Below are 19687 nucleotides of genomic sequence, written 5' to 3'. Positions count from 1 at the left end.
CGCCCCCCCTCGGCCCCCCGCGCGCGCCCCCCACCACCCGCGCCCGCCCCCCCCCGGCGGGCGGGGCGGCGCGCGTCGGTCCCGCGCCCCGCGGCCCCACCTTCGGTGTACGTGGGGTACGGTCGCCGCCGATGTGGTGAGCTGTACGGGTGTCGGGGTTGGGACTTGTGCTGCACCCCACCCGGGATGTCACCGAGGTGGTCGGGATCATCGAACGGTGGGCGACGCGTCACCACAAGACGCTGATGGTGCGCGAGGAGGACCAGCACCGTGTCCCGTCCGGCGTCGAGCCGGTGCCGGCCGGTGAGGTCGCGACCCGCGCCGACGCGTTGATCAGCATCGGTGGTGACGGCACCATGCTGGGTGCGCTGCGCTCCGCCATCGGCGACCCCAAGCCGGTACTCGGCGTACACCTGGGTCGTCTGGGGTTTCTCGTCGAAGTCGAGCCACCGGAGTTGCCCGAAGCGCTGAGCCGGCTGCTGTCGAAGGATTTCACCATCGAGTCGCACGCCTGCCTCGCCTGCGACGTCTGCGGTGACGACATCGTGGCGTTCAACGACATCGCGTTGGTTCGTCAGCCGGGCGCCGGCTTCGTCAGCGTCACGCTCGCCATCGACGGCCAGCAGTACGGCTACTACCGCAGCGACGCCGTGGTGGTCAGCACTCCGATCGGCTCGACGGCGTACAGCTACGCCGCCGGTGGTCCACTGATCTCTCCGGCGGCGGACTCGGTGGTGATCACGCCGGCCGCGCCGATGGCCGGCATCTCCCGGGCGGTGGTGCTCTCCCCGGACGAGAAGATCCGGTTGGAGCTGCAGCCCAACTCGTCGCCGGTGGTCGTGGAGATGGACGGGTTGGTGTTCCGCGACGCGGCGACGGAGGGGACGGTGGACATCTCGTACCGTCGCGATGCCGGTCTGGTGGTCCGCTTCGACCCGTTGCGCTACCAGGAGCGCAACCAGTTGAAGATGACGCTGCTCGACCTGCCGTTCCTCCCCGAGCAACTCCGCGAACTGCTCCCCGAAGAGCTGCGCCGACGCGGCCAACAACTACCCCCACCCGCCGACCCCCCACCCTGCTGACCCCCCACCCTGCTGACCCGCCACCCTGCTCCCCCGCCCCCGGCGCCGTTGATCAAGAGGTTTGCGTCACGACACGCCGGTCGGCATGACGCAAACCTCTTGATCAACGGACGGGTGGAGGGGTGCGTGGGGGGTGTGGGGGGTGGGGTGGGGTTAGGCCTGGGTTAGGGCTTGGTCTACCAGGGTTTTGGCTTCTTCCTGGATCTGCTTGAGGTGGTCGGGGCCCTGGAAGGACTCGGCGTAGATCTTGTAGACGTCCTCGGTGCCGGACGGACGGGCGGCGAACCAGCCGGACTCGGTGCTGACCTTGAGGCCGCCGATCGCCGCCCCGTTGCCGGGGGCGGTGGTCAGCGTCGCGGTGATCGGCTCACCGGCAAGCTCGGTGGCGGTGACCTGCTCCGGGGAGAGCTTGCCGAGCACCGCCTTCTGCTCTCGGGTGGCTGGAGCGTCGATCCGGGCGTACGCGGGCGCGCCGAAACGCTCGGCCAACTCCGCCCAGTGCTCGCTCGGGCTACGGCCGGTGGTGGCCTGGATCTCGGCGGCGAGCAGGCAGAGCAGCAGGCCGTCCTTGTCGGTGGTCCAGGTCGAGCCGTCGCGCCGCAGGAACGACGCCCCGGCGCTCTCCTCGCCACCGAAGCCGACCGCCCCGTCGAGCAGGCCGGGGACGAACCACTTGAAGCCGACCGGCACCTCCAGCAGCGGCCGACCCAGGTCGGCGGCGACCCGGTCGATCATCGACGAGGAGACCAGTGTCTTGCCCACCGCCGCGTCCGGCCCCCACTCGGTGCGGGTGCGGAACAGGTGACGGATCGCCACCGCCAGGTAGTGGTTGGGGTTCATCAGCCCGGCGTCCGGGGTGACGATTCCGTGCCGGTCGGCGTCGGCGTCGTTGCCGGTGGAGATCTGGTAGTCGGCGCGCGCGGCGATCAGCGACGCCATCGCGTTCGGCGAGGAGCAGTCCATCCGGATCTTGCCGTCGCCGTCCAGGGTCATGAACCGCCAGGTCGGGTCGACAGTCGGGTTGACCACTGTCAGATCCAGGCGGTGCCGCTCGGCGATCTCACCCCAGTACGCCACGCTCGCCCCGCCCAACGGGTCCGCGCCGATGCGGATCCCCGCATCGCGGATCGCGTCGATGTCGATCGCCGCCGGCAGGTCGTCGACATAGTTGGCGAGGAAGTCGTACTCCCCTGTGGTGTCGGCGGCCCGCGCCCGCGCGTAGGTGATCCGGCGGACCTCCTTGAGCCCTGCGGCGAGGATGGCGTTGGCCCGGTCCTGGATCCACCGGGTCACGTCGGTGTCGGCCGGCCCACCGTTTGTGGGGTTGTACTTGAAACCGCCGTCGTCGGGCGGGTTGTGCGACGGAGTGATGACGATGCCGTCGGCGAGCCCGCTGGTCCGCCCACGGTTGTGCGTGAGGATCGCGTGCGACAGCGCCGGGGTCGGGGTGTAACCGTCGCGGCTGTCCACCAGCACGGTGACCCCGTTTGCGGCGAGCACCTCCAGGGCGTCCACAGCGGCCGGCGCGGAGAGCGCGTGGGTGTCCCGGGCGAGGAAGAGCGGCCCATCCAGCCCCTGCTCGCGCCGGTAGTCGCAGAGCGCCTGGGTGACCGCCAGGATGTGGTCGGAGTTGAACGCGTTGCGCAGGCTGGAGCCGCGGTGGCCGGAGGTGCCGAAGGAGACCTGCTGGGCCGGGTCCGCGGGATCCGGATGCTCGGCGTAGTAGGCGGTCACCAGGCGCGGCACGTCGACCAGGTCGGCGGGCTCGGCGGGCTGGCCGGCACGGGGGTGGGTCACTGCGGGATCCTCCTCGGGGAGTGCCTGTCGGTCACGGCACGACCTTCTGGCCCTTGCCGATCACCACGATGCCGTTGTCGGAAACGGTGTAACGCTGCCGGTCCTTCTCCAGGTCGACGCCGATCTCGACGCCCTCCGGGACGAACACGTTCTTGTCCAGGATGGCCCGCCGGACCACAGCGTGCCGGCCGATCTCCACACCCTCCATCAGCACCGAGCCCTCGACGTGCGCCCAGGAGTGCACCCGCACCTTCGGCGAGACGATCGAGTTCTCCACCAACGAGCCGGAGATCACCACACCAGGGGAAACCATCGAGCCGACCGCCCGGCCGACCCGCTCACCCCACTGGTGCACGAACTTCGCCGGCGGCCACGGCGGCTGCTCCGTGTAGATCGGCCAGTCGAAGTTGTACATGTTGAAGACGGGGTGCACGTTGATCAGATCCATGTGCGCGTCGTAGAACGAGTCCAGCGTTCCCACGTCCCGCCAGTAGCCGCGGTCACGGTCGGTGCTGCCCGGCACCTCGTTGTCGCGGAAGTCGTAGACGTTGGCCTCGCCGCGTTCGACGAGCATCGGGATGATGCTGCCGCCCATGTCGTGCTTGCTGGACTTGTCGGCGGCGTCGCGCTCGACCGCCTCGCAGAGCGCCCGGGTGGTGAAGACGTAGTTGCCCATCGAGGCGTAGATCTCATCCGGCGCGTCGGGCAGACCGACAGCGTCGGTGGGCTTCTCGCGGAACGCCCGGATCCGCTTGCCGTCCTCGCCCACCTCGATGACGCCGAACTGGTCGGCCATCGACAGCGGCTGGCGGATGCCGGCCACCGTCACCGCCGCCCCGGAGGCGATGTGGTCCTCCACCATCTGCCGCGGGTCCATCCGGTAGATGTGGTCGGCGCCGAAGACGATCACGTAGTCGGGCTGCTCGTCATTGATCAGGTTGAAGCTCTGGTAGATGGCGTCGGCCGAGCCGGCGAACCACCACGGGCCACGACGCTGCTGCGCCGGCACCGGGGTGACGTAGTTGCCGAGCAGCGTGGACATCCGCCAGGTCTTGGTGATGTGTCGGTCGAGGGAGTGGGACTTGTACTGGGTCAGCACGACGATCTTGAGATAGCCGGCGTTGGCCAGGTTGGAGAGGACGAAGTCGACCATGCGGTACATCCCGCCGAACGGGACGGCCGGCTTGGCCCGATCCGTGGTGAGTGGCATCAGGCGCTTGCCCTCCCCACCCGCCAGGACGATCGCGAGCACCTTGGCAGCCATGCCCCGACGCTATCCACCCGCGTCCCACTTCACCACTCGTACGGGGAGTCTTCTGCACTAGGGTGCGCACATGACCGACTCCTCCCCGGCCACCGGATCCCTGCGCGTCGATCTGCTCACCCGCGAGTACCCACCGGAGGTCTACGGCGGCGCGGGCGTGCACGTCGAGTACCTGGCTCGGGAGTTGCGCGGCCTCGCCGACGTACGGGTGCACTGCTTCGGCCTGCCGCGCACCGAGCCGGGCGTCACCGCGTACGCCGAACCGCCGGGCCTGACCGGCGCTAACGCCGCGCTGCGCACGATGGGCGTGGACCTGGAGATGGCCGCCGGCGCGGCCGGCACCGACGTGGTGCACAGCCACACCTGGTACGCGAACCTGGCCGGCCACACCGCGAAGCTGCTGCACGGGGTGCCGCACGTGGTGACCGCGCACAGCCTGGAGCCGCTGCGGCCGTGGAAGGCCGAGCAGCTCGGCGGCGGTTACGCGCTCTCCTCCTGGATCGAGCGCACCGCGTACGAGTCGGCCGACGCGATCATCGCGGTCAGCGGGGGGATGCGCAACGACGTGCTGACCGCGTACCCGCAGATCGACCCGGACCGGGTCCGGGTGGTCTACAACGGCATCGACACCGTCCAGTACGCCCCGGACCCCGGCACCGACGTGCTCGCCCGGCTCGGCATCGACCCGTCCCGCCCCAGCGTCGTCTACGTGGGAAGGATCACCCGGCAGAAGGGTCTGCCGTACCTGCTGCGCGCCGCCCGGGAGTTGCCGGCGGACACCCAACTGGTCCTGCTCGCCGGCGCGCCGGACACGGCCGAGATCGCCGCCGAGGTCGAGGAGCTGGTGGCCGAGCTGCGGGCCAACCGTTCCGGGGTGGTCTGGGTGGCCGAGATGCTGCCCAAGCCCGAGGTGATCCAGGTGCTCACGCACGCCACAGTCTTTGCCTGCCCGTCGGTCTACGAACCGATGGGCATCGTCAACCTGGAGGCGATGGCCTGCGAGACGGCGGTGGTGGCGACCGCGACCGGCGGCATCCCCGAGGTGGTGGCCGACGACGAGACCGGTCTGCTGGTGCCGATCGCGCAGGCCACCGACGGCTCCGGCACCCCACTGGACCCGGACCGCTTCGTGGCCGACCTGGCGGCCGCGATCAACACGCTGCTCGCCGACCCTGCGCGCACCGAGCGGTTCGGCCTGGCCGGCCGACGGCGCGCGGTGCAGCACTTCTCCTGGGACGCGATCGCCCGACAGACAGTGGAGGTCTACCGCTCCGTCGGCGCGGCCTGAGCGGGACGGATTTCAGATCGCCGTTCCCGGTGGCGACTTGAGCAACGACGTCGCCTCGGCAGCGTGACCACCACGCCCGTTGCGTAGCGCGCTGGCCGCGATGCGGATCAGGTCGATGTTGACGCCGGCGGCACCGCTCGGATCGTGCACCTTCAGCTTCACGTCGAGGCTCACCGCTGTCTCACCCCAGCCCTGCGCCTCAAGGTTGAGGTGAGCCACCTTCTGCGACGCGAGATGCGGCAGGTACCCGAGCGGGGCCACCTCGACGTCGCCACCGGCCGACAGGGCGTTGAGCTTGGACTGCTTCTTGCTGTCGGGGTTCTCGACCAGGTTACGGAAGTCTTCGGTGCCGCCCAGGTTGACCTGGTAGGAGCTGACCAGGGTGAGGCCCCGCTCCTGGAGCAGCCGCAGCAGCGCGTTGTGCAGCACCGAGGTGCCGAACTGGCTGGCCAGGTCGTCACCGAGCAACGGCAGCCCGGCTGCCTCGAACCTGCCCAGCAGCCGTGAGTCGCGGGCGACCGGGTCGGAGGTCGTGTTGATGAAGGCGACGCCAGCGGTGTGGGCCGCCTCGGCGTACGCCTGGGCGGTCTCCGGCCGGCCACTGGGTGCCGAGTAGAGCAGCACCTCCGCCCCTGCCAGCGCCGCCGCCACCCGCTGTACCCCGCTCGCGTCGATGAGGCCCTTCGTGACCGGCACACCCGCCCGGGGCAGATCGCAGTTCAGCCGAGGGAAGTTGTTGGGCGGCAGGAAGATCGCCTCGGTCAGGTCCTGACCGATCTTCTCCGCGGAGGTGGCGAAGGCTGCCACGATGTCGATGTCCCCCACCCCGAGCCCGTCGATCGTCGGCCTGCGGATGCCGACCAGGCTGCCGCTCTGGCGGTAGAGAGCAAGCCCCTGCACCAGTGCCGAGGTGTTGTTACCGACGCCGACAACCGCGACTCTCACCCGTTCGATCATGGCCGGAGGCTACGTCACCTCCGCGCGTTGCGGCGGTGCGGAACGGTGAGTGATCTCCGCGCGAGGGAACACCACGGCGAGCGTGATGCCCCTGAGTCATCAATATGCCTCTGTGTCATCACGCTCACCGCAACGTCCGTCCCCAGGGCTCGACCCGCCGAAGCGAGCAACAGGCCTGGTTCAGGGAGAGTCCGACCGCCATTCCTCACCGGCCACCAGCCAATCGTGTCGGGCCGCCGCCGGGCCGCCACCGGGCCGCCGCCGCGCAGGCGGTCCGGGCATGAACCAGGACGGCCGCGGACCCGCCCATTCCGGGAACCCGTGTGGATCTTGACGGCTTGGCCGCGCGCGAACGGATCTCGCGCAGTAGGTTGGCGGGGTGACTGGACGGTTCCCGATCGAAGACGTCTCCCCCGTCGTCTCGTGCGGGCGATACCCGGCCAAGGCGGTGGTCGACGAGCCCGTTCCGGTGTCGGCACGCGCCTACCGGGAGGGGCACGACGCGCTGGGCTGCAACGTGGTGTGGGCTGGTCCGGACGGCGCGAGCCGGCCGTTCACCCGGATGCGCCCCGGCGAGCCCGGCCAGGACCGCTGGCACGCCACCATCGCACCGGACGCCGTCGGCTCGTGGACCTTCACCGTGGAGGCGTTCCAGGACCCGTACCTGACCTGGCAGAACGCGGTGACCAAGAAGATCGCCGCCGGGCAGGGGCCGGAGGACCTGGCAAACGACCTGGCCGATGGCGCGCGGGTGCTCGCCGCCGCCCGGGGTCTCGTCCCGACCGCCGACCGGCCCCGGGTCGCCGACGCGCTCACCGCTCTTGTCGACACCGACCTGCCGCTGGCGCAGCGGGTCGACCCGGCGCTGGCCCTGGCCGACCTGCTCTGGGAGCACCCGGTACGGGAACTGGTCACCGCCGGTGACACGTACTCGATCTGGGTGGACCGCAAGCGGGCGCTCTACTCGGCCTGGTACGAGTTCTTCCCCCGCTCCGAAGGAGCGGCAGGCGGGCGGTCCGGCACCTTCGCGACCGCCACCGAGCGGCTGCCAGGGGTTGCCGCGATGGGCTTCGACGTGCTCTACCTGCCGCCGATCCACCCGATCGGCCGGGTCAACCGCAAGGGTCCGAACAACGCGCTCACCGCCGGGCCGACCGACGTGGGCTCGCCGTGGGCGATCGGCGCCGCCGAGGGCGGCCACGACACCATCCACCCCGATCTGGGTACGCTGGCGGACTTCCGGGCCTTCATCCAGGCGGCGGCGGCACAGGGCCTGGAAGTGGCGATGGACCTGGCGTTGCAGTGCGCGCCGGACCACCCGTGGGTCGCCGAGCACCCGGAATGGTTCACCACCCGGGCCGACGGCAGCATCGCGTACGCGGAGAACCCGCCGAAGAAGTACCAGGACATCTACCCGGTCAACTTCGACAACGACCCGGAGGGCATCCGGGCCGAGGTGCTGCGGGTGGTGCTGCACTGGGTCGGCGAGGGCATCCGGATCTTCCGGGTGGACAACCCGCACACCAAGCCGTTCGACTTCTGGCACTGGCTGATCGCCGAGGTGAAGGCGGTCGATGAGGACGTGCTGTTCCTGGCCGAGGCGTTCACCCGGCCCGCCATCATGCACGGCCTCGGCAAGATCGGCTTCACCCAGTCGTACACCTATTTCACCTGGCGCACGACGGCCGCCGAGATGCGGGCGTACTGCGAGGAGCTGATCGAGGCCGCCGACTACATGCGGCCGAACTTCTGGCCGAACACCCCGGACATCCTGCACGAGTCGTTGCAGCACGGCGGCCCGCCGATGTTCAAGATCCGGGCGGTGCTGGCCGCGCTGCTCTCCCCCTCCTGGGGCCTGTACGCGGGCTACGAGCTGTTCGAGCACGTGGCCCGACCGGGCGCCGAGGAGTACCTGGACAACGAGAAGTACGAGCTGCGACCGCGGGACTGGGTCGGCGCCGAGGCGCAGGGCCGCTCGCTGGCGCCGTTCCTGGCCACCCTCAACCGGGTACGCCGGGACAACCCGGCCCTGCACCAGCTCCGCAACCTGCGCTTCCACGAGATCGACAACCCAGCGTTGCTCTGCTGGTCCAAGCACGACCCGGAGACCGGCAACACCGTCATCGTGATCTGCTCGTTCGACCCGCGCGTCGTGCAGTGGGGCAACACCACGCTCGACATGCCGGCGCTCGGCTTCGACTGGCACGAACGGTTCACCGTGCACGACGAGCTGACCGGCACCAGCTACGACTGGGGTCAGCGCAACGCGGTACGGCTCGACCCGTACCTGCAACCCGCGCACGTGTTGACAGTGCGTCGCCCGACCCTGCCGACCGCGCCGCAGCCGGCGGGCGCCGAGCCGGCCGACCTCACAGTCGCCGAGGTGCCGGACGACCTCTCCGGCGGCACCGCGCCGACGACCCCGGCCACGACGACCGCTGCCACGACGACCGCTGCCGCGACGACCCCGGCCACCGTGGCGTCCCGGCTGTCCGCCGCCCGTTCGGCTGCCGCCCGCTCGTCCCGTTCCGCGCCGACCGCTCCCGCCCCGAAGGACGACCGATGGACCAGCTGATCTCCGGCGCGACGCACGACCCGCACGCGCTGCTCGGCGCGCACCCCGCCGACGACTCGACGACGATCCGCACGATGCGCCGGGGCGCCGGCGACGTCGCGCTGCTGGTCGGCGACGAGCGGTACCCGATGAAGCGGGTGCACGACGTGGGCGTCTTCGAGGCGCAGGTCGACGGCACTGTGCTCGACTACCGGGTGGAGGTCGACGGCACCACCCACGACGACCCGTACCGCTACCCGCCGACCCTCGGTGAACTGGACCTGCACCTGATCCGCGAGGGCCGGCACGAGCGGCTGTGGGAGGCGCTCGGCGCCCGGGTCTTCGACGAGGGCGTGGCGTTCAGCGTCTGGGCGCCCAACGCCAGTGGGGTGCGGGTGATCGGCGACTTCACCGGCTGGGGCCCCGACGACGGCTGGCCGATGCGGTCACTCGGCTCCAGCGGCGTGTGGGAGCTGTTCGTCCCCAACGCCCGGGTCGGGGCCCGCTACAAGTACCGGGTGCTGGGCGCCGACGGGCAGTGGCGGGACAAGGCCGACCCGCTCGCGGCGTACGCCGAGGTGCCGCCGGCCACCGCCTCGGTGGTGCACCACTCGACGTACCGGTGGAACGACGCGGACTGGTTGGCCCGGCGGGCCGAACGGCAGCCGCACCAGGAGCCGATGAGCGTCTACGAGGTGCACCTCGGTTCGTGGCGGCCCGGCCTGGGTTACCGCGAACTGGCCGAACAACTCACCGCGTACGTCACCGAGCTGGGCTTCACGCACGTGGAGTTCCTGCCGGTGATGGAGCACCCGTTCGGCGGCTCCTGGGGCTACCAGGTCACCGGCTACTACGCGCCGACCTCCCGGTTCGGCGACCCTGACGAGTTCCGCCACCTCGTCGACCAACTGCACGCCGCCGGCATCGGCGTACTCCTGGACTGGGTGCCCGCGCACTTCCCCAAGGACGAGTGGGCCCTCGCGCGCTTCGACGGCACCCCGCTCTACGAGCACCCCGACCCGCGGCGCGGCGAGCACCCCGACTGGGGCACGTACGTCTTCGACTTCGGCCGCAACGAGGTCCGCAACTTCCTGGTCGCCAACGCGCTCTACTGGTGCGACCAGTTCCACGTCGACGGACTGCGGGTCGACGCTGTCGCCTCGATGCTCTACCTGGACTACTCCCGCAACCACGGCGAGTGGGCCCCGAACAAGTACGGGGGCCGGGAGAACCTGGAGGCCATCGCGTTCATGCAGGAGGTGAACGCCACCGTCTACAAGCACCACGCCGGCGTCGTCATGATCGCCGAGGAGTCCACCGCCTGGCCGGGTGTCACCCGCCCCACCGCCGACGGCGGGCTGGGCTTCGGCTTCAAGTGGAACATGGGCTGGATGCACGACACCCTGCTCTACACCTCGAAGGACCCGATCTACCGCCAGCACCACCACCACCAGCTCACCTTCTCCCTGGCGTACGCCTGGAGCGAGAACTACGTGCTGCCGATCAGCCACGACGAGGTGGTGCACGGCAAGGGCTCACTGGCCGGCAAGATGCCCGGCGACACCTGGCAGCGGCTGGCGAACGTGCGGGCGCTGCTGGCGTACATGTGGGCGCACCCCGGCAAGCAACTGCTCTTCATGGGCTCCGAGCTGGCCGACGACAGGGAGTGGAGCGAGGAACGCGGCCTCGACTGGTACCTGTTGCACGACCCGGCCCGCGCCGGAGTGCAACGACTCGTCGGTGACCTCAACCGGGTCTACCGGGACACCCCGGCGCTCTGGGCACAGGACACCGAACCGGCCGGGTTCCGCTGGATCGCCGGCGACGACGTCGCCAACAACAGCGTGTCGTTCGTCCGGATCGCCCCGGACGGCTCGACGCTGGTCTGCGTGGCGAACTTCTCCGCCCAGCCGCTGCACGACTACCGGATCGGCCTGCCGGCCGGCGGGACGTGGCAGGAGGTGCTCAACACCGACGCGCAGCACTACGGCGGGTCGGGGGTGGGCAACCTCGGCGAGGTACGCGCCGAGGACGTGCCGTGGCACGGGATGGTCGCCTCGGCGGCCCTCCAGGTCCCGCCACTGGGCGCGATCTGGCTGCGCCGAAGCTGACGCGGCCGGACCGTCAGACCAGGCCGGCGTCGCGCAGCAACTGCCACAGGCCGGCGCCGTCGGGGGCGGACAGCCACTTCTGCCCCACCGGCCCCGACGATGGGCGGCCGGCTGGGGCGGGCAGGGTGCCGGCCAGCACCGACTGGGTGGGGGAGAGCCTGCGGATCGCCACCCCGGCGACGTTCTCCGGGTGGGCGGCGGCGAACTCCCGGTAGATCTCCTGGTCGTGCTGGCCGTCGTCGCCGACGAGCAGCCAGCGCACGTCGGGGAACTCCTTCGCCAGCCGTGCGAGGGTGACCCGCTTGTGTTCCATGCCGCTGCGGAACCAGCGGTCGGCGGTCGGGCCCCAGTCGGTGAGCAGCAGCGGCCCGGCCGGGTAGAGGTGCCGGGACAGGAAGCGGGTCAGCGTGGGCGCCACGTTCCAGGCCCCGGTGGAGAGGTAGAAGACCGGTGCGCCGGGGTGCGCGGTGACCAGCCGCTCGTAGAGCACCGCCATGCCGGGCACCGCGTTGCGGGCGTGCTCGTCGAGCACGAACGTGTTCCATGCGGCGAGCAGCGGCCGGGGCAGCGCGGTCACCATCACCGTGTCGTCGATGTCGGAGATGATGCCGAACTTGACCTCCGGGTCGAGGATGCGCACCGGGGCGTCGACCGGCTCGGCGTCCGGGACACTGAGCCGGACCGTGCCCCAACCGGGCGGCAGGTCCGCCTCGACCAGCGTGTCGACGAAGCCGCTGCGGTCGGCCCGCGTCTCGTGCCGCACCCCGCCGGCCTCGATGGTCACCGTGACGTGCTTGTTCGGCAGCGTCGTGAAGCTGCGCCAGCCGCGGACCTTGTCCAGCCGACCCCGTTGGCGGGTGTCCGGACGACCCAGCAGCACCCGACACATCACCCGCACCCAACCCGGCGCGCCGTAGCCGGTGTACGCGACGATGTTGACCCGCCAGCCGGTGCGCCGCAGCCGGCGCTCGACGAGCTGGTGCACGGCGTCCTCGATCCGCGCAGCCCGGTGCAGGTTCGGAACGGCCAGTTGGCCGGCGGGAGTGGGTGGCACGCGCCAACAGTGCCACACGTCGACAGCCACGGCCACGCGAGCCGACCCCGGCCGCGCCGCTGCGGCCCGGCCGCCGTGGAGTCGGTTCGGCCCCACCCCGGCTGCGCCGATCCACCTCGGCGACCCTGCCGAACGTGAAACACTCCGGTCGGGACGACGACGGGGGCGCTGGTCGTGTCGCATCCAGAGCAGCACAGTGGGCGACGGCGCCCGCGACTCGATCGGCCGGCGCTCGTCGCGCTGCTGTTCGGGCTCGCCGGTGTCGTCTACCGGCTGGTCCTGACGCTGTTCACGGTGCCGGTGTCGAACAGCGACGAGGCGACCTTCGGCCTCGCGGCCCTGCACATCGGTCAGGGTCGGGAACACCCGGTCTTTCTCTACGGCCAGCACTACATGGGGATGCTGGAGTCGTACCTGGCCGCTCCCCTGGTGGCGCTGGCCGGGCCGAGCTGGCCGGTGCTGCGCCTGCCGATGCTCGCGCTGTACGCGATCTTCCTCTACCTGATCCACCGGCTGACCCGCCGGCTCGGCACCCCGTGGTTCGCCGCCTTCGTGGTGGGTCTGCTCGCGCTCGGGCCGGAGCGGGTGGTGCGCGACCAGCTCACCGTCGTCGGCGGGAGGCCGGAGGTGAAGCCGGCGGTGCTGCTGATGCTGCTGATCACCGTGGGGCTGGCGGCCGGCACCGTGCACCGCCGTCGGCTCGCGATCGGCCTGTTCGGGCTGCTCGTCGGACTTGCCGTCTGGTCGGACTGGCTGATCCTGCCGTACCTCGCGGTGGCCGGGTTGGCACTGGTCTGGGCGGTACGGCGGGAGCTGCTCGGATGGTCCGGTCTGCTGCTGGTGGCGGGGGTGGTCGTCGGTGTGGCCCCGATGATCGTCGACAACCTGCGGGCCGGGCCCGGTGAGGACTCGCTGTCGGTGTTCCGGGAGGTCAGCACCAAGGCCGGGCCGCAACCGCAGTGGTCCGACCGGATCCGGGGCGGCCTGCTGGAGGGGGTGCCGCTGGCGCACGGGCTCTGCCCGGTGGACGGCTGCGGACGCTGGCAACAGTGGTTCGGCGTGCTGTACCCGGTGCTGCTGCTGGCCGGCGCCGCACTCGCTGTGCTCGCGTACCGTCGCGCCGCCGGGGCACCGCGCGGGGAGCGGGCCGGACGCGGGGCCGGAGGGCTGCGCGGGGAGCGGGTCGGGCCGGTCGTGCAGCTCGCGCTGATCGCCGGCGCGGCGTTGACACTGCTGTCGTACGTGCGCAGTCCGCTCGCCGCGACCAGCCCGCTGGACAACGCCCGCTACCTGTCGGTGCTGCAACTGTCGTTGCCGGCGGTGCTCTGGCCGCTCTGGGTGGCGGCGCTGACCGCCTGGCGGGGCACCAGCAGCGTGCTGGGGCGGTTCACCGGCGCGCTGTCCGCCGCCGTGCTTGCCGCGCTGACAGTGATCACCCTGGTGACCACCGTGCTGTTCGCGGCCACCGGCACCGCGGCGTCGCGGACCGAGGAGCGCCAGGCGCGGGAGTTGGCCGCCGCGCTGCGCGCCGACGGACCCCACGAGGTGTACGGGGACTACTGGACCTGCAACCGGTTGATCTTCAACACGGATGAGTCGGTGGTCTGCGGGGTGCTCGACGGTGACCTGTCGCCGGGGCAGAACCGCTACCGGCCGTACTGGCGGCAGGTGGGGCGGGCCGAGCGGCCGGGCTACGTGGTGGAGATCGACTCGCCGATGGACCGGCGGTTGCGCAGGCTGCTCGCCGACCGGGCCGACGCCGCGCCGGTACGGGAGGTCGGCGGCTATCGCGTGTACCACCCCGACACCCCGGTGCGGCCCTGGCGGTAGGGGCTGGTCGTACGCTGGCCGGGCCGGCGCGTGGGGCGCCGCCGCTTCGCCAGTCGAGGAGACCCATGCTCATCCTGTTGCCGCCCTCGGAGGGGAAAGCCGACGCCGGCACCGGACGGCGCTGGGCCCCGGACCGGCTCTCGCTGCCCGAGCTGAACCCGGCCCGCCAGCGGGTTCTGGACGCCCTGGTGGCGCTGAGCGCCGGGCCGGACGAGGAGGCCGCGCGAGCGGCGCTCGGCCTCAGCGAGGGCCAGCGGGGCGAGCTGCGGCGCAACGCCCGCCTGCGGGAGGCGGCCACCGCGCCGGCCGAGCGGCTCTACACCGGGGTGCTCTACGAGGCGTTGGACCTGGCCTCGTTGCCGCCCACTGCGCAACGGGCGGCCCGCCGGTCGATCCTGATCAGCTCCGGGCTGTGGGGCGCGGTCCGACTGGCCGACCGGATTCCGCCGTACCGCTGCCCGATCGGCGCCCGCCTGCCCGACGTCGGGGCGCTGTCGACGTACTGGCGCAGGGAGCTGACGCCGGCGGTGGACGCCGCCGCCGGGCGCGGCCCGGTGCTGGACCTTCGCTCCGGCGCGTACGCGGCCACCTGGACGCCGCGCGGTGAAGCGGCCGAGCGCACTGTCACAGTGCGGGTTCTGCACGAGCGGGAGGTCGACGGCGTGCCGGTCCGCTCCGTGGTTAGCCACTTCAACAAGGCGACAAAGGGGCGTCTGGTCCGGGACCTGCTCGTCGCCGGCGCCCGTCCGCGCACCGCTGCGGAGCTGGTGGGCACCCTGCGGGAGTTGAAGCACACAGTGCTGGAGCAAGCCACCGCCGCGGGCCGGGTGCGCCAGGTGGATCTGGTGGTCACCGACCTTTAGCGGCACCCCAGCCGCAAGATTTGCTCAAGGCTGGGCCGGAGGAGTTCCGTAACGGCGTGCCAGGGGCCACGGTAGGGCAACCCAGACTCCGACAAGGGAGCCTCCGTTGACCCACGAACCCGCCCTGCTCGACCGGCCCCACACCCCGACCACCCCATCCCCGCTGGGCTGGCTGACATTGGGCGACGCGTTCGAGGCCGCCTGCCTGCTGCGGTGCACACCGCCACCGACCGCCGCCCGGCCCAGCGCGGTACGCGCCGAGCACACCGCCGGGGTGGAGTTCAACCGGGAGGACGCCGCGCAGCGGATGCGGCAACTGCTCAACCGGCTGGACATCCCGGTCACCCACGAGGTGGCCGTCGGCGGCCTGCGTCGCCGCTACGAGCTGCACCGGCTGTGGGTGCCCCGGGAGCACCAGGGCGCGTACACCCGGATGTTGGACGCGGGCTGGTGGCAGGGGCGACGCGAGCTGCTCGGCGGGCCGCTGCCCGGCGCCTCACCGGCCCGCCGACGGTTGGTGACCCGCCTGGCGGAGGCAGCCTGGCGCTCGGCGTTGCTGGCCGCCGGACGGCACGTGCGGCGGCACATCCTCGGTGTGCGGCTCACCGACCGGGAGCTGGCCGCTGTGCTGATCCGGGGCGCGGCAGTGCTCGACGTGCCGGCCCGGCTCCGCCCCGGCACCGGTTGCTTCCTGGTCAGCGTGGCCGACGGCCCGGACCGGCAACGGATCCTGCGCAGCGCGGCGTTGGAGCCGGCACGCGGCACGGTGGCGGAACCCGGGACGGCGACGGCGCGCGGGGTGACCCCGGCGTCGGCGCGGGGCGCGGGCCTGGCACCGGCAGCCCGCGCGGCGTGTTGATCGGGTTCCGACCGTCCGGCGCATCGCCGACCCGGGCTTGCGCGCACCCGCCCGACGGCGCACAGTGCACCGCGTGAGTCGTACCTCGTCCCGCCGCGCCGGCCTGGCCGCCCTGTCGACGGTGCTGCTGATCGCGAACCTGGCCGTCGCCAGCTGCCGGGACACCCCGATCGACCCGACGTCGATCCGGATCGCCACCGGTAGCCCCACTGCTGTCTACTACGCGTTCGGGCAGTCCCTGGCGGCCATCCTCAACCGGGAACTCCCCGACGTGCGGGCCAGCGTGGTGATCACCGCCGCCTCGGCGGAGAACGTTCAACTCGTCGGCTCCGGCGGGGCCGAGCTGGGCTTCACCCAGGCCGACGTACTGCCCGCCAGCACGGCGGGAAGTCCCACTGTCGACGCCGTCGCCCGGGTGTACGACGACCAACTGCACCTGGTCACCACGAGCGGCGGCCCGGTCCGCGCTGTCGCCGACCTGCGCGGCCGGCGAGTCTCCGTCGGCGCGGCCGGCTCGGGCACCGAGATCACCGCGACCCGGCTGCTGGAGGTGGCCCGCCTCGGTGGCGACGACGTGCGCCGGGAACGGCTCGGACTGGACGACTCGGTGGCGGCGCTGCGCTCCGGACGGATCGACGCGTTCTTCTTCTCCGGCGGGCTGCCGGTGCGGGGCATCGAGGAGTTGGCCGACGCCAGCGCCATTCGGATCGTGGACCTCAGCGAGTGGACCGAGCCACTGCGTTCACGCTACGGCCAGGTCTACGTCTCCCGGGACATCCCCCGCTCGGTGTACGGGGTGGACGCGGTAACCACAGTGGCCGACCCGAACTACCTGATCGTCCGGGCCGACCTGCCGGAGCCGTTGGTCCGTGACGTGACCCGGCTGCTGATGGAACGCCGGGCCGAGCTGGCCGCCGCCCATCCGGCGGCGGGACGGATGAGCCCTCGCTCGGCGATCGTCACCGCGCCGCTGACGCTGCACCCCGGCGCGGCGTCCTGGTACCGCGCCACCAAACCGTGACGGCCGACCCTCACCGCGCCGGAGAGGGTCGCAGGTCAGCGGCCGGTTCCTCCTCCGCCGGCTCCACCGGAAGGGTCGGCGTCGGGAACCACAGGGCGGCGATCAGCCCCCGCGACTCCCCCGGGCGCATGGTGAGCCGCCCGTCCGAGGCGTCCACCAGCACGGCGGCGATGGTCAGACCGAGCCCCGCGCCCTCCACGTTCTGCGCGTCCGGGGCCCGCCAGAAGCGCTCGGTCGCCTGACCGAGCTGACTCTCGGTCATGCCGGGGCCGGAGTCGCGGACCTCCAGCGCCACCCCGCCGTCGCGGCGCGCCACGGTCACCGTCACCGCCCCGCCCGCCCCGCTGAACTTCACAGCGTTGTCGATGAGGGCGTCCAACGCCTGGTCGACGGCGGTCGGCACTGTCTGCGCGTACGCCGGGGCGTCGGTCGTGGCCAGCCGCAACGCGACCGACCGGTGCCGGGCCAGCGGCGCCCACGCGGCCACCCGGGAGGCGGCCACCGCGGCGGCGTCCACTGTGACGCGCTCGTTCTCCTCCCGTTCGGCCCGGGCGAGGGTCAGCAGCGCGTCGAGCACCAGCGCGAGCCGGTCGGTCTCCTCCAGGGCCAACTGGTGCTCGGACCGGCCGTCCGGGTCGGTGAGGCTGGGCCCCAACTCCTCCACCCGCAGCCGCAGCGCGGTGAGCGGGTTGCGCAGTTGGTGGCTGGCGTGCGCGACGAAGGCACGCTGGCGGTCCATCACGTCGGAGACCACGTCGGCCATGTGGTTGAAGCTGGCCGCGAGGCGCCGCAGCTCCGGCGGTCCCAACCGGTGCTGCACCCGGGCGCCCCGGTCGCCCTCGGCGATCTCATGGGTGACCGCGTCCAGTTCGGTGACCGGGCGCAGCACCCAACCGGCCAGCCCGAACGCGGTGAGCACGCAGGCCAGCACGGCGAGCAGGCCGGCCAGGGCGAGCAGCAGCCACCACGCGACGACGGCTCGGCGGATCGGGCCGGCCGGGGTCACGATCACCACCGCTCCGAGCACCTCACCCCCGTCGTTGATCGGTACCGCCACCACCACCGGGTCGGTCGTCCAGGGCCAGACCGACTCGGGGGCGCTGGTCTGCTGCCCGGACAGCGCGACGTCCAGCACCGTCGTGGTCCCCGGGCTGGCCTGCCACCTCGGCGACGAGACCGGGATGTTCCGGTCCCGGTCGACGATCGCGGCGCTGATCGCGTACAGGTCGTCGTAGCTGGTCAGCTCCGACTCGATCGGGCCGGGCCCGCCGTCCCGCAACGCCGGGCCGGCCAGCGAGGCGAACCGGGTCGCGTCGGCGAGCCGGTCGGCGCGGACCCGTTCGGTCTCCCGGCTGGCCATGGTGGCGGCCAGTGGGGTCTCCAACGCGATGAGGACGAGGACCATCAGCAGCAGATAGCTGATCACCAGGCGACGGCGCACGTCAGCTCCTCACGCGTCGCGCAGCCGGTAACCGACGCCGCGTACGGTCTCGACCAGGCGGGCGTCGCCGAGCTTGCCGCGCAGCGACCCCACGTGCACCTCGACGGTGTGCCGGTCGGCCCAGGTGGTGCCCCAGGCGTCGAGCAGGATCCGATCGCGGGGCACCGCCACCCCGGGCTGGCGGGCCAGCGAGAGCAGCACGTCGAACTCCTTGCGGGTCAACGTGACGGCACGGCCGTCGACTGTCACCGTGCGCGCGGCCACGTCGATGCGGACCGGCCCGGCCTCGATGAGGTGCCGCTCGGGCGCGGCGTTCGCGGCGCGGCGCAACACCGCCTCGATCCGGGCCTGCAACTCCACCATCGAGAACGGCTTGACCACGTAGTCGTCCGCGCCCAGGCGCAGACCCAGCACCCGGTCACGTTCCTCACCCCTGGCGGTCACCGCGATGATGCCGAGCTGACTGCTGCGCCGACGCAGCTCCCGGCACAGGTCCGTGCCGTCCCCGTCGGGCAGGGTCAGGTCGAGCAGCACCAGGTCACAGGGGGCGGCGGAGAGCGCGGCGGCGACGGTGGCGGCGTGCTCGACCTCGTACCCCCGGCGGGTGAGGGCGGAGGACAGCGCAGCGGCCACCCGGCGGTCGTCCTCCACCAGCAGGATCCGCACCCGTGCCCCCGTCCGTCGCAGCGCTGTTCTGCGAATGGTGGCAGAAGTGCGCGCGGACCGGGAGGCCGCCCACCCGCGCCGGGTGGGCTACAGGCCGAAGGTGTCGTCGGCGATGGCGTCCCGGACGCCGTCGGTGAACCCGCGGAAGCCCGGGTCCTCGTGGCTGGCCGGCACGCTGGTGACGCTGACCCCGCTGGCCTGGGTGACCGCGTCGACCAGGGCCGGATAGTCGATCTCGGCATCCTGGAAGGCGTCATCGTCCGCCTCGGCCAGGTTGATCACGTGCTGCACGTCGTCGGACGACGTGTCCGGGTCATCGGCCCACTCGCCGCCGGCCTGGTAGCACTCGTCGTACAGCGCGCGCTGGCTGTCGGTCCAGTCATCGTCGTAGCTCTGCATCGCCCATCCCTCCGCGGCCCTTGACCTGAGCATGCCCGGCGGGAGGCGACGGGCGCGGCGGTACCGGCGAAAACCGGGCGGGCGCGCCGACCACGGCACCGTAAGCTGCCGTGGTGATCTACAAACTGCTGTCGAGCGCCGAATGGGACGACGCCCTCGCCGCCGGTTCCTTCACCGGTTCCGCTGTCGACCGGCAGGACGGGTTCATCCATCTCTCCGGGGCCGACCAGGTGGTCGAGACGGCGCGACGGCACTTCACCGGGGCGACCGGGTTGACTCTGCTCAGCGTCGAGGAGGAGCGACTGGGTGACGCGCTGCGGTGGGAGCCGTCGCGCGGCGGTCAGCTCTTCCCGCACGTGTACGGCCCGCTGCCGGTCGCGGCGGTGGTGGCGGCGCGGGCGTTGCCGGCGGGCCTTCCGGCCGCCGACGCGGTGGCCGCCCTGCTGGGCTGACCCGGTGGCCACTCTGCTGGCCTGATCCGTGGCCGCCCTACCAGCTCAC

Annotated in this window: 16 protein-coding genes; 9 read left to right on the top strand and 7 right to left on the bottom strand. The window is 72.0% G+C overall.

Annotated elements, in window-relative coordinates; translation table 11 throughout:
• Positions 1-149: 149 nt before the first annotated feature.
• Entirely contained in the window at positions 150-1082 is a 933-nt protein-coding gene (locus AB0B98_RS06305; protein WP_357283596.1) for an NAD(+)/NADH kinase, read from the top strand.
• 153 nt (positions 1083-1235) lie between these two features.
• Here AB0B98_RS06305 and pgm read toward each other — a convergent pair whose 3' ends face one another.
• Both pgm and glgC read right to left on the bottom strand, forming a co-directional pair.
• Positions 1236-2879, bottom strand: coding sequence for a phosphoglucomutase (alpha-D-glucose-1,6-bisphosphate-dependent) (gene pgm, locus AB0B98_RS06300; RefSeq protein WP_357361260.1), 1644 nt, complete (start codon positions 2877-2879; stop codon positions 1236-1238).
• 31 nt (positions 2880-2910) lie between these two features.
• Complete coding sequence (gene glgC / locus AB0B98_RS06295) at positions 2911-4143, bottom strand: glucose-1-phosphate adenylyltransferase (RefSeq protein ID WP_357349671.1); 1233 nt, start codon at positions 4141-4143, stop codon at positions 2911-2913.
• 70 nt (positions 4144-4213) lie between these two features.
• On the opposite strand from glgC, the gene glgA reads away from it, so the two are divergent.
• The gene (gene glgA, locus AB0B98_RS06290; RefSeq protein WP_357361259.1) at positions 4214-5431 is read left to right on the top strand and encodes a glycogen synthase; all 1218 of its coding nucleotides are present in this window, start codon (positions 4214-4216) and stop codon (positions 5429-5431) included.
• A gap of 12 nt (positions 5432-5443) precedes the next feature.
• Here glgA and AB0B98_RS06285 read toward each other — a convergent pair whose 3' ends face one another.
• Positions 5444-6388: an inositol-3-phosphate synthase gene (locus AB0B98_RS06285; protein ID WP_357361258.1), complete on the bottom strand. Its 945-nt coding sequence runs from the start codon at positions 6386-6388 to the stop codon at positions 5444-5446.
• Positions 6389-6767: 379 nt separating this feature from the next.
• On the opposite strand from AB0B98_RS06285, the gene AB0B98_RS06280 reads away from it, so the two are divergent.
• On the top strand, positions 6768-8963 hold the full coding sequence (locus tag AB0B98_RS06280) for a maltotransferase domain-containing protein (protein WP_357361257.1): 2196 nt from the start codon (positions 6768-6770) through the stop codon (positions 8961-8963).
• Positions 8951-11053: a 1,4-alpha-glucan branching protein GlgB gene (glgB, locus tag AB0B98_RS06275; protein WP_357361256.1), complete on the top strand. Its 2103-nt coding sequence runs from the start codon at positions 8951-8953 to the stop codon at positions 11051-11053. The genes AB0B98_RS06280 and glgB overlap by 13 nt, the downstream gene beginning before the upstream one ends.
• A 13-nt stretch (positions 11054-11066) precedes the next feature.
• Here the strand turns inward: glgB and AB0B98_RS06270 are convergent, their stop codons facing one another.
• Complete coding sequence (locus AB0B98_RS06270; RefSeq protein WP_238669359.1) at positions 11067-12107, bottom strand: phosphatase domain-containing protein; 1041 nt, start codon at positions 12105-12107, stop codon at positions 11067-11069.
• A 174-nt stretch (positions 12108-12281) separates the two neighbouring features.
• Between AB0B98_RS06270 and AB0B98_RS06265 the strand changes: the two genes are divergently transcribed.
• The 4 genes from AB0B98_RS06265 (at position 12282) to AB0B98_RS06250 (ending at position 16680) form a co-directional block, all read left to right on the top strand.
• Complete coding sequence (locus AB0B98_RS06265) at positions 12282-13937, top strand: hypothetical protein (protein WP_357361255.1); 1656 nt, start codon at positions 12282-12284, stop codon at positions 13935-13937.
• Positions 13938-14002: 65 nt separating this feature from the next.
• Positions 14003-14800 carry a peroxide stress protein YaaA gene (gene yaaA, locus AB0B98_RS06260; protein ID WP_357361254.1) on the top strand — a complete coding sequence of 266 codons (798 nt, stop codon included), beginning with the start codon at positions 14003-14005 and terminating at the stop codon, positions 14798-14800.
• A gap of 106 nt (positions 14801-14906) precedes the next feature.
• The gene (locus AB0B98_RS06255; protein WP_357361253.1) at positions 14907-15659 is read left to right on the top strand and encodes a hypothetical protein; all 753 of its coding nucleotides are present in this window, start codon (positions 14907-14909) and stop codon (positions 15657-15659) included.
• A gap of 64 nt (positions 15660-15723) precedes the next feature.
• Complete coding sequence (locus tag AB0B98_RS06250; RefSeq protein WP_357361252.1) at positions 15724-16680, top strand: TAXI family TRAP transporter solute-binding subunit; 957 nt, start codon at positions 15724-15726, stop codon at positions 16678-16680.
• A gap of 10 nt (positions 16681-16690) precedes the next feature.
• On the opposite strand, the gene AB0B98_RS06245 is transcribed toward AB0B98_RS06250, so the two are convergent.
• The 3 genes from AB0B98_RS06245 to AB0B98_RS06235 form a co-directional block, all read right to left on the bottom strand.
• Positions 16691-18121 carry a HAMP domain-containing sensor histidine kinase gene (locus AB0B98_RS06245; protein ID WP_357361251.1) on the bottom strand — a complete coding sequence of 477 codons (1431 nt, stop codon included), beginning with the start codon at positions 18119-18121 and terminating at the stop codon, positions 16691-16693.
• Between the two features lie 9 nt (positions 18122-18130).
• Complete coding sequence (locus AB0B98_RS06240) at positions 18131-18787, bottom strand: response regulator transcription factor (protein WP_091401433.1); 657 nt, start codon at positions 18785-18787, stop codon at positions 18131-18133.
• An 87-nt stretch (positions 18788-18874) separates the two neighbouring features.
• A complete protein-coding gene (locus AB0B98_RS06235) occupies positions 18875-19186 on the bottom strand; it encodes a hypothetical protein (protein WP_357361250.1) in 312 nt (103 codons plus the stop codon).
• Between the two features lie 113 nt (positions 19187-19299).
• On the opposite strand from AB0B98_RS06235, the gene AB0B98_RS06230 reads away from it, so the two are divergent.
• Positions 19300-19638 (top strand): DUF952 domain-containing protein, encoded by a 339-nt coding sequence (locus tag AB0B98_RS06230; protein ID WP_238669352.1) that lies wholly within the window; start codon positions 19300-19302, stop codon positions 19636-19638.
• Positions 19639-19687 lie beyond the last annotated feature (49 nt).

The sequence above is a fragment of the Micromonospora sp. NPDC048947 genome (assembly GCF_040649495.1).
Classification (GTDB): Bacteria; Actinomycetota; Actinomycetes; order Mycobacteriales; family Micromonosporaceae; genus Micromonospora; species Micromonospora alfalfae.
This window is presented reverse-complemented; position numbering and strand designations above follow the sequence as displayed.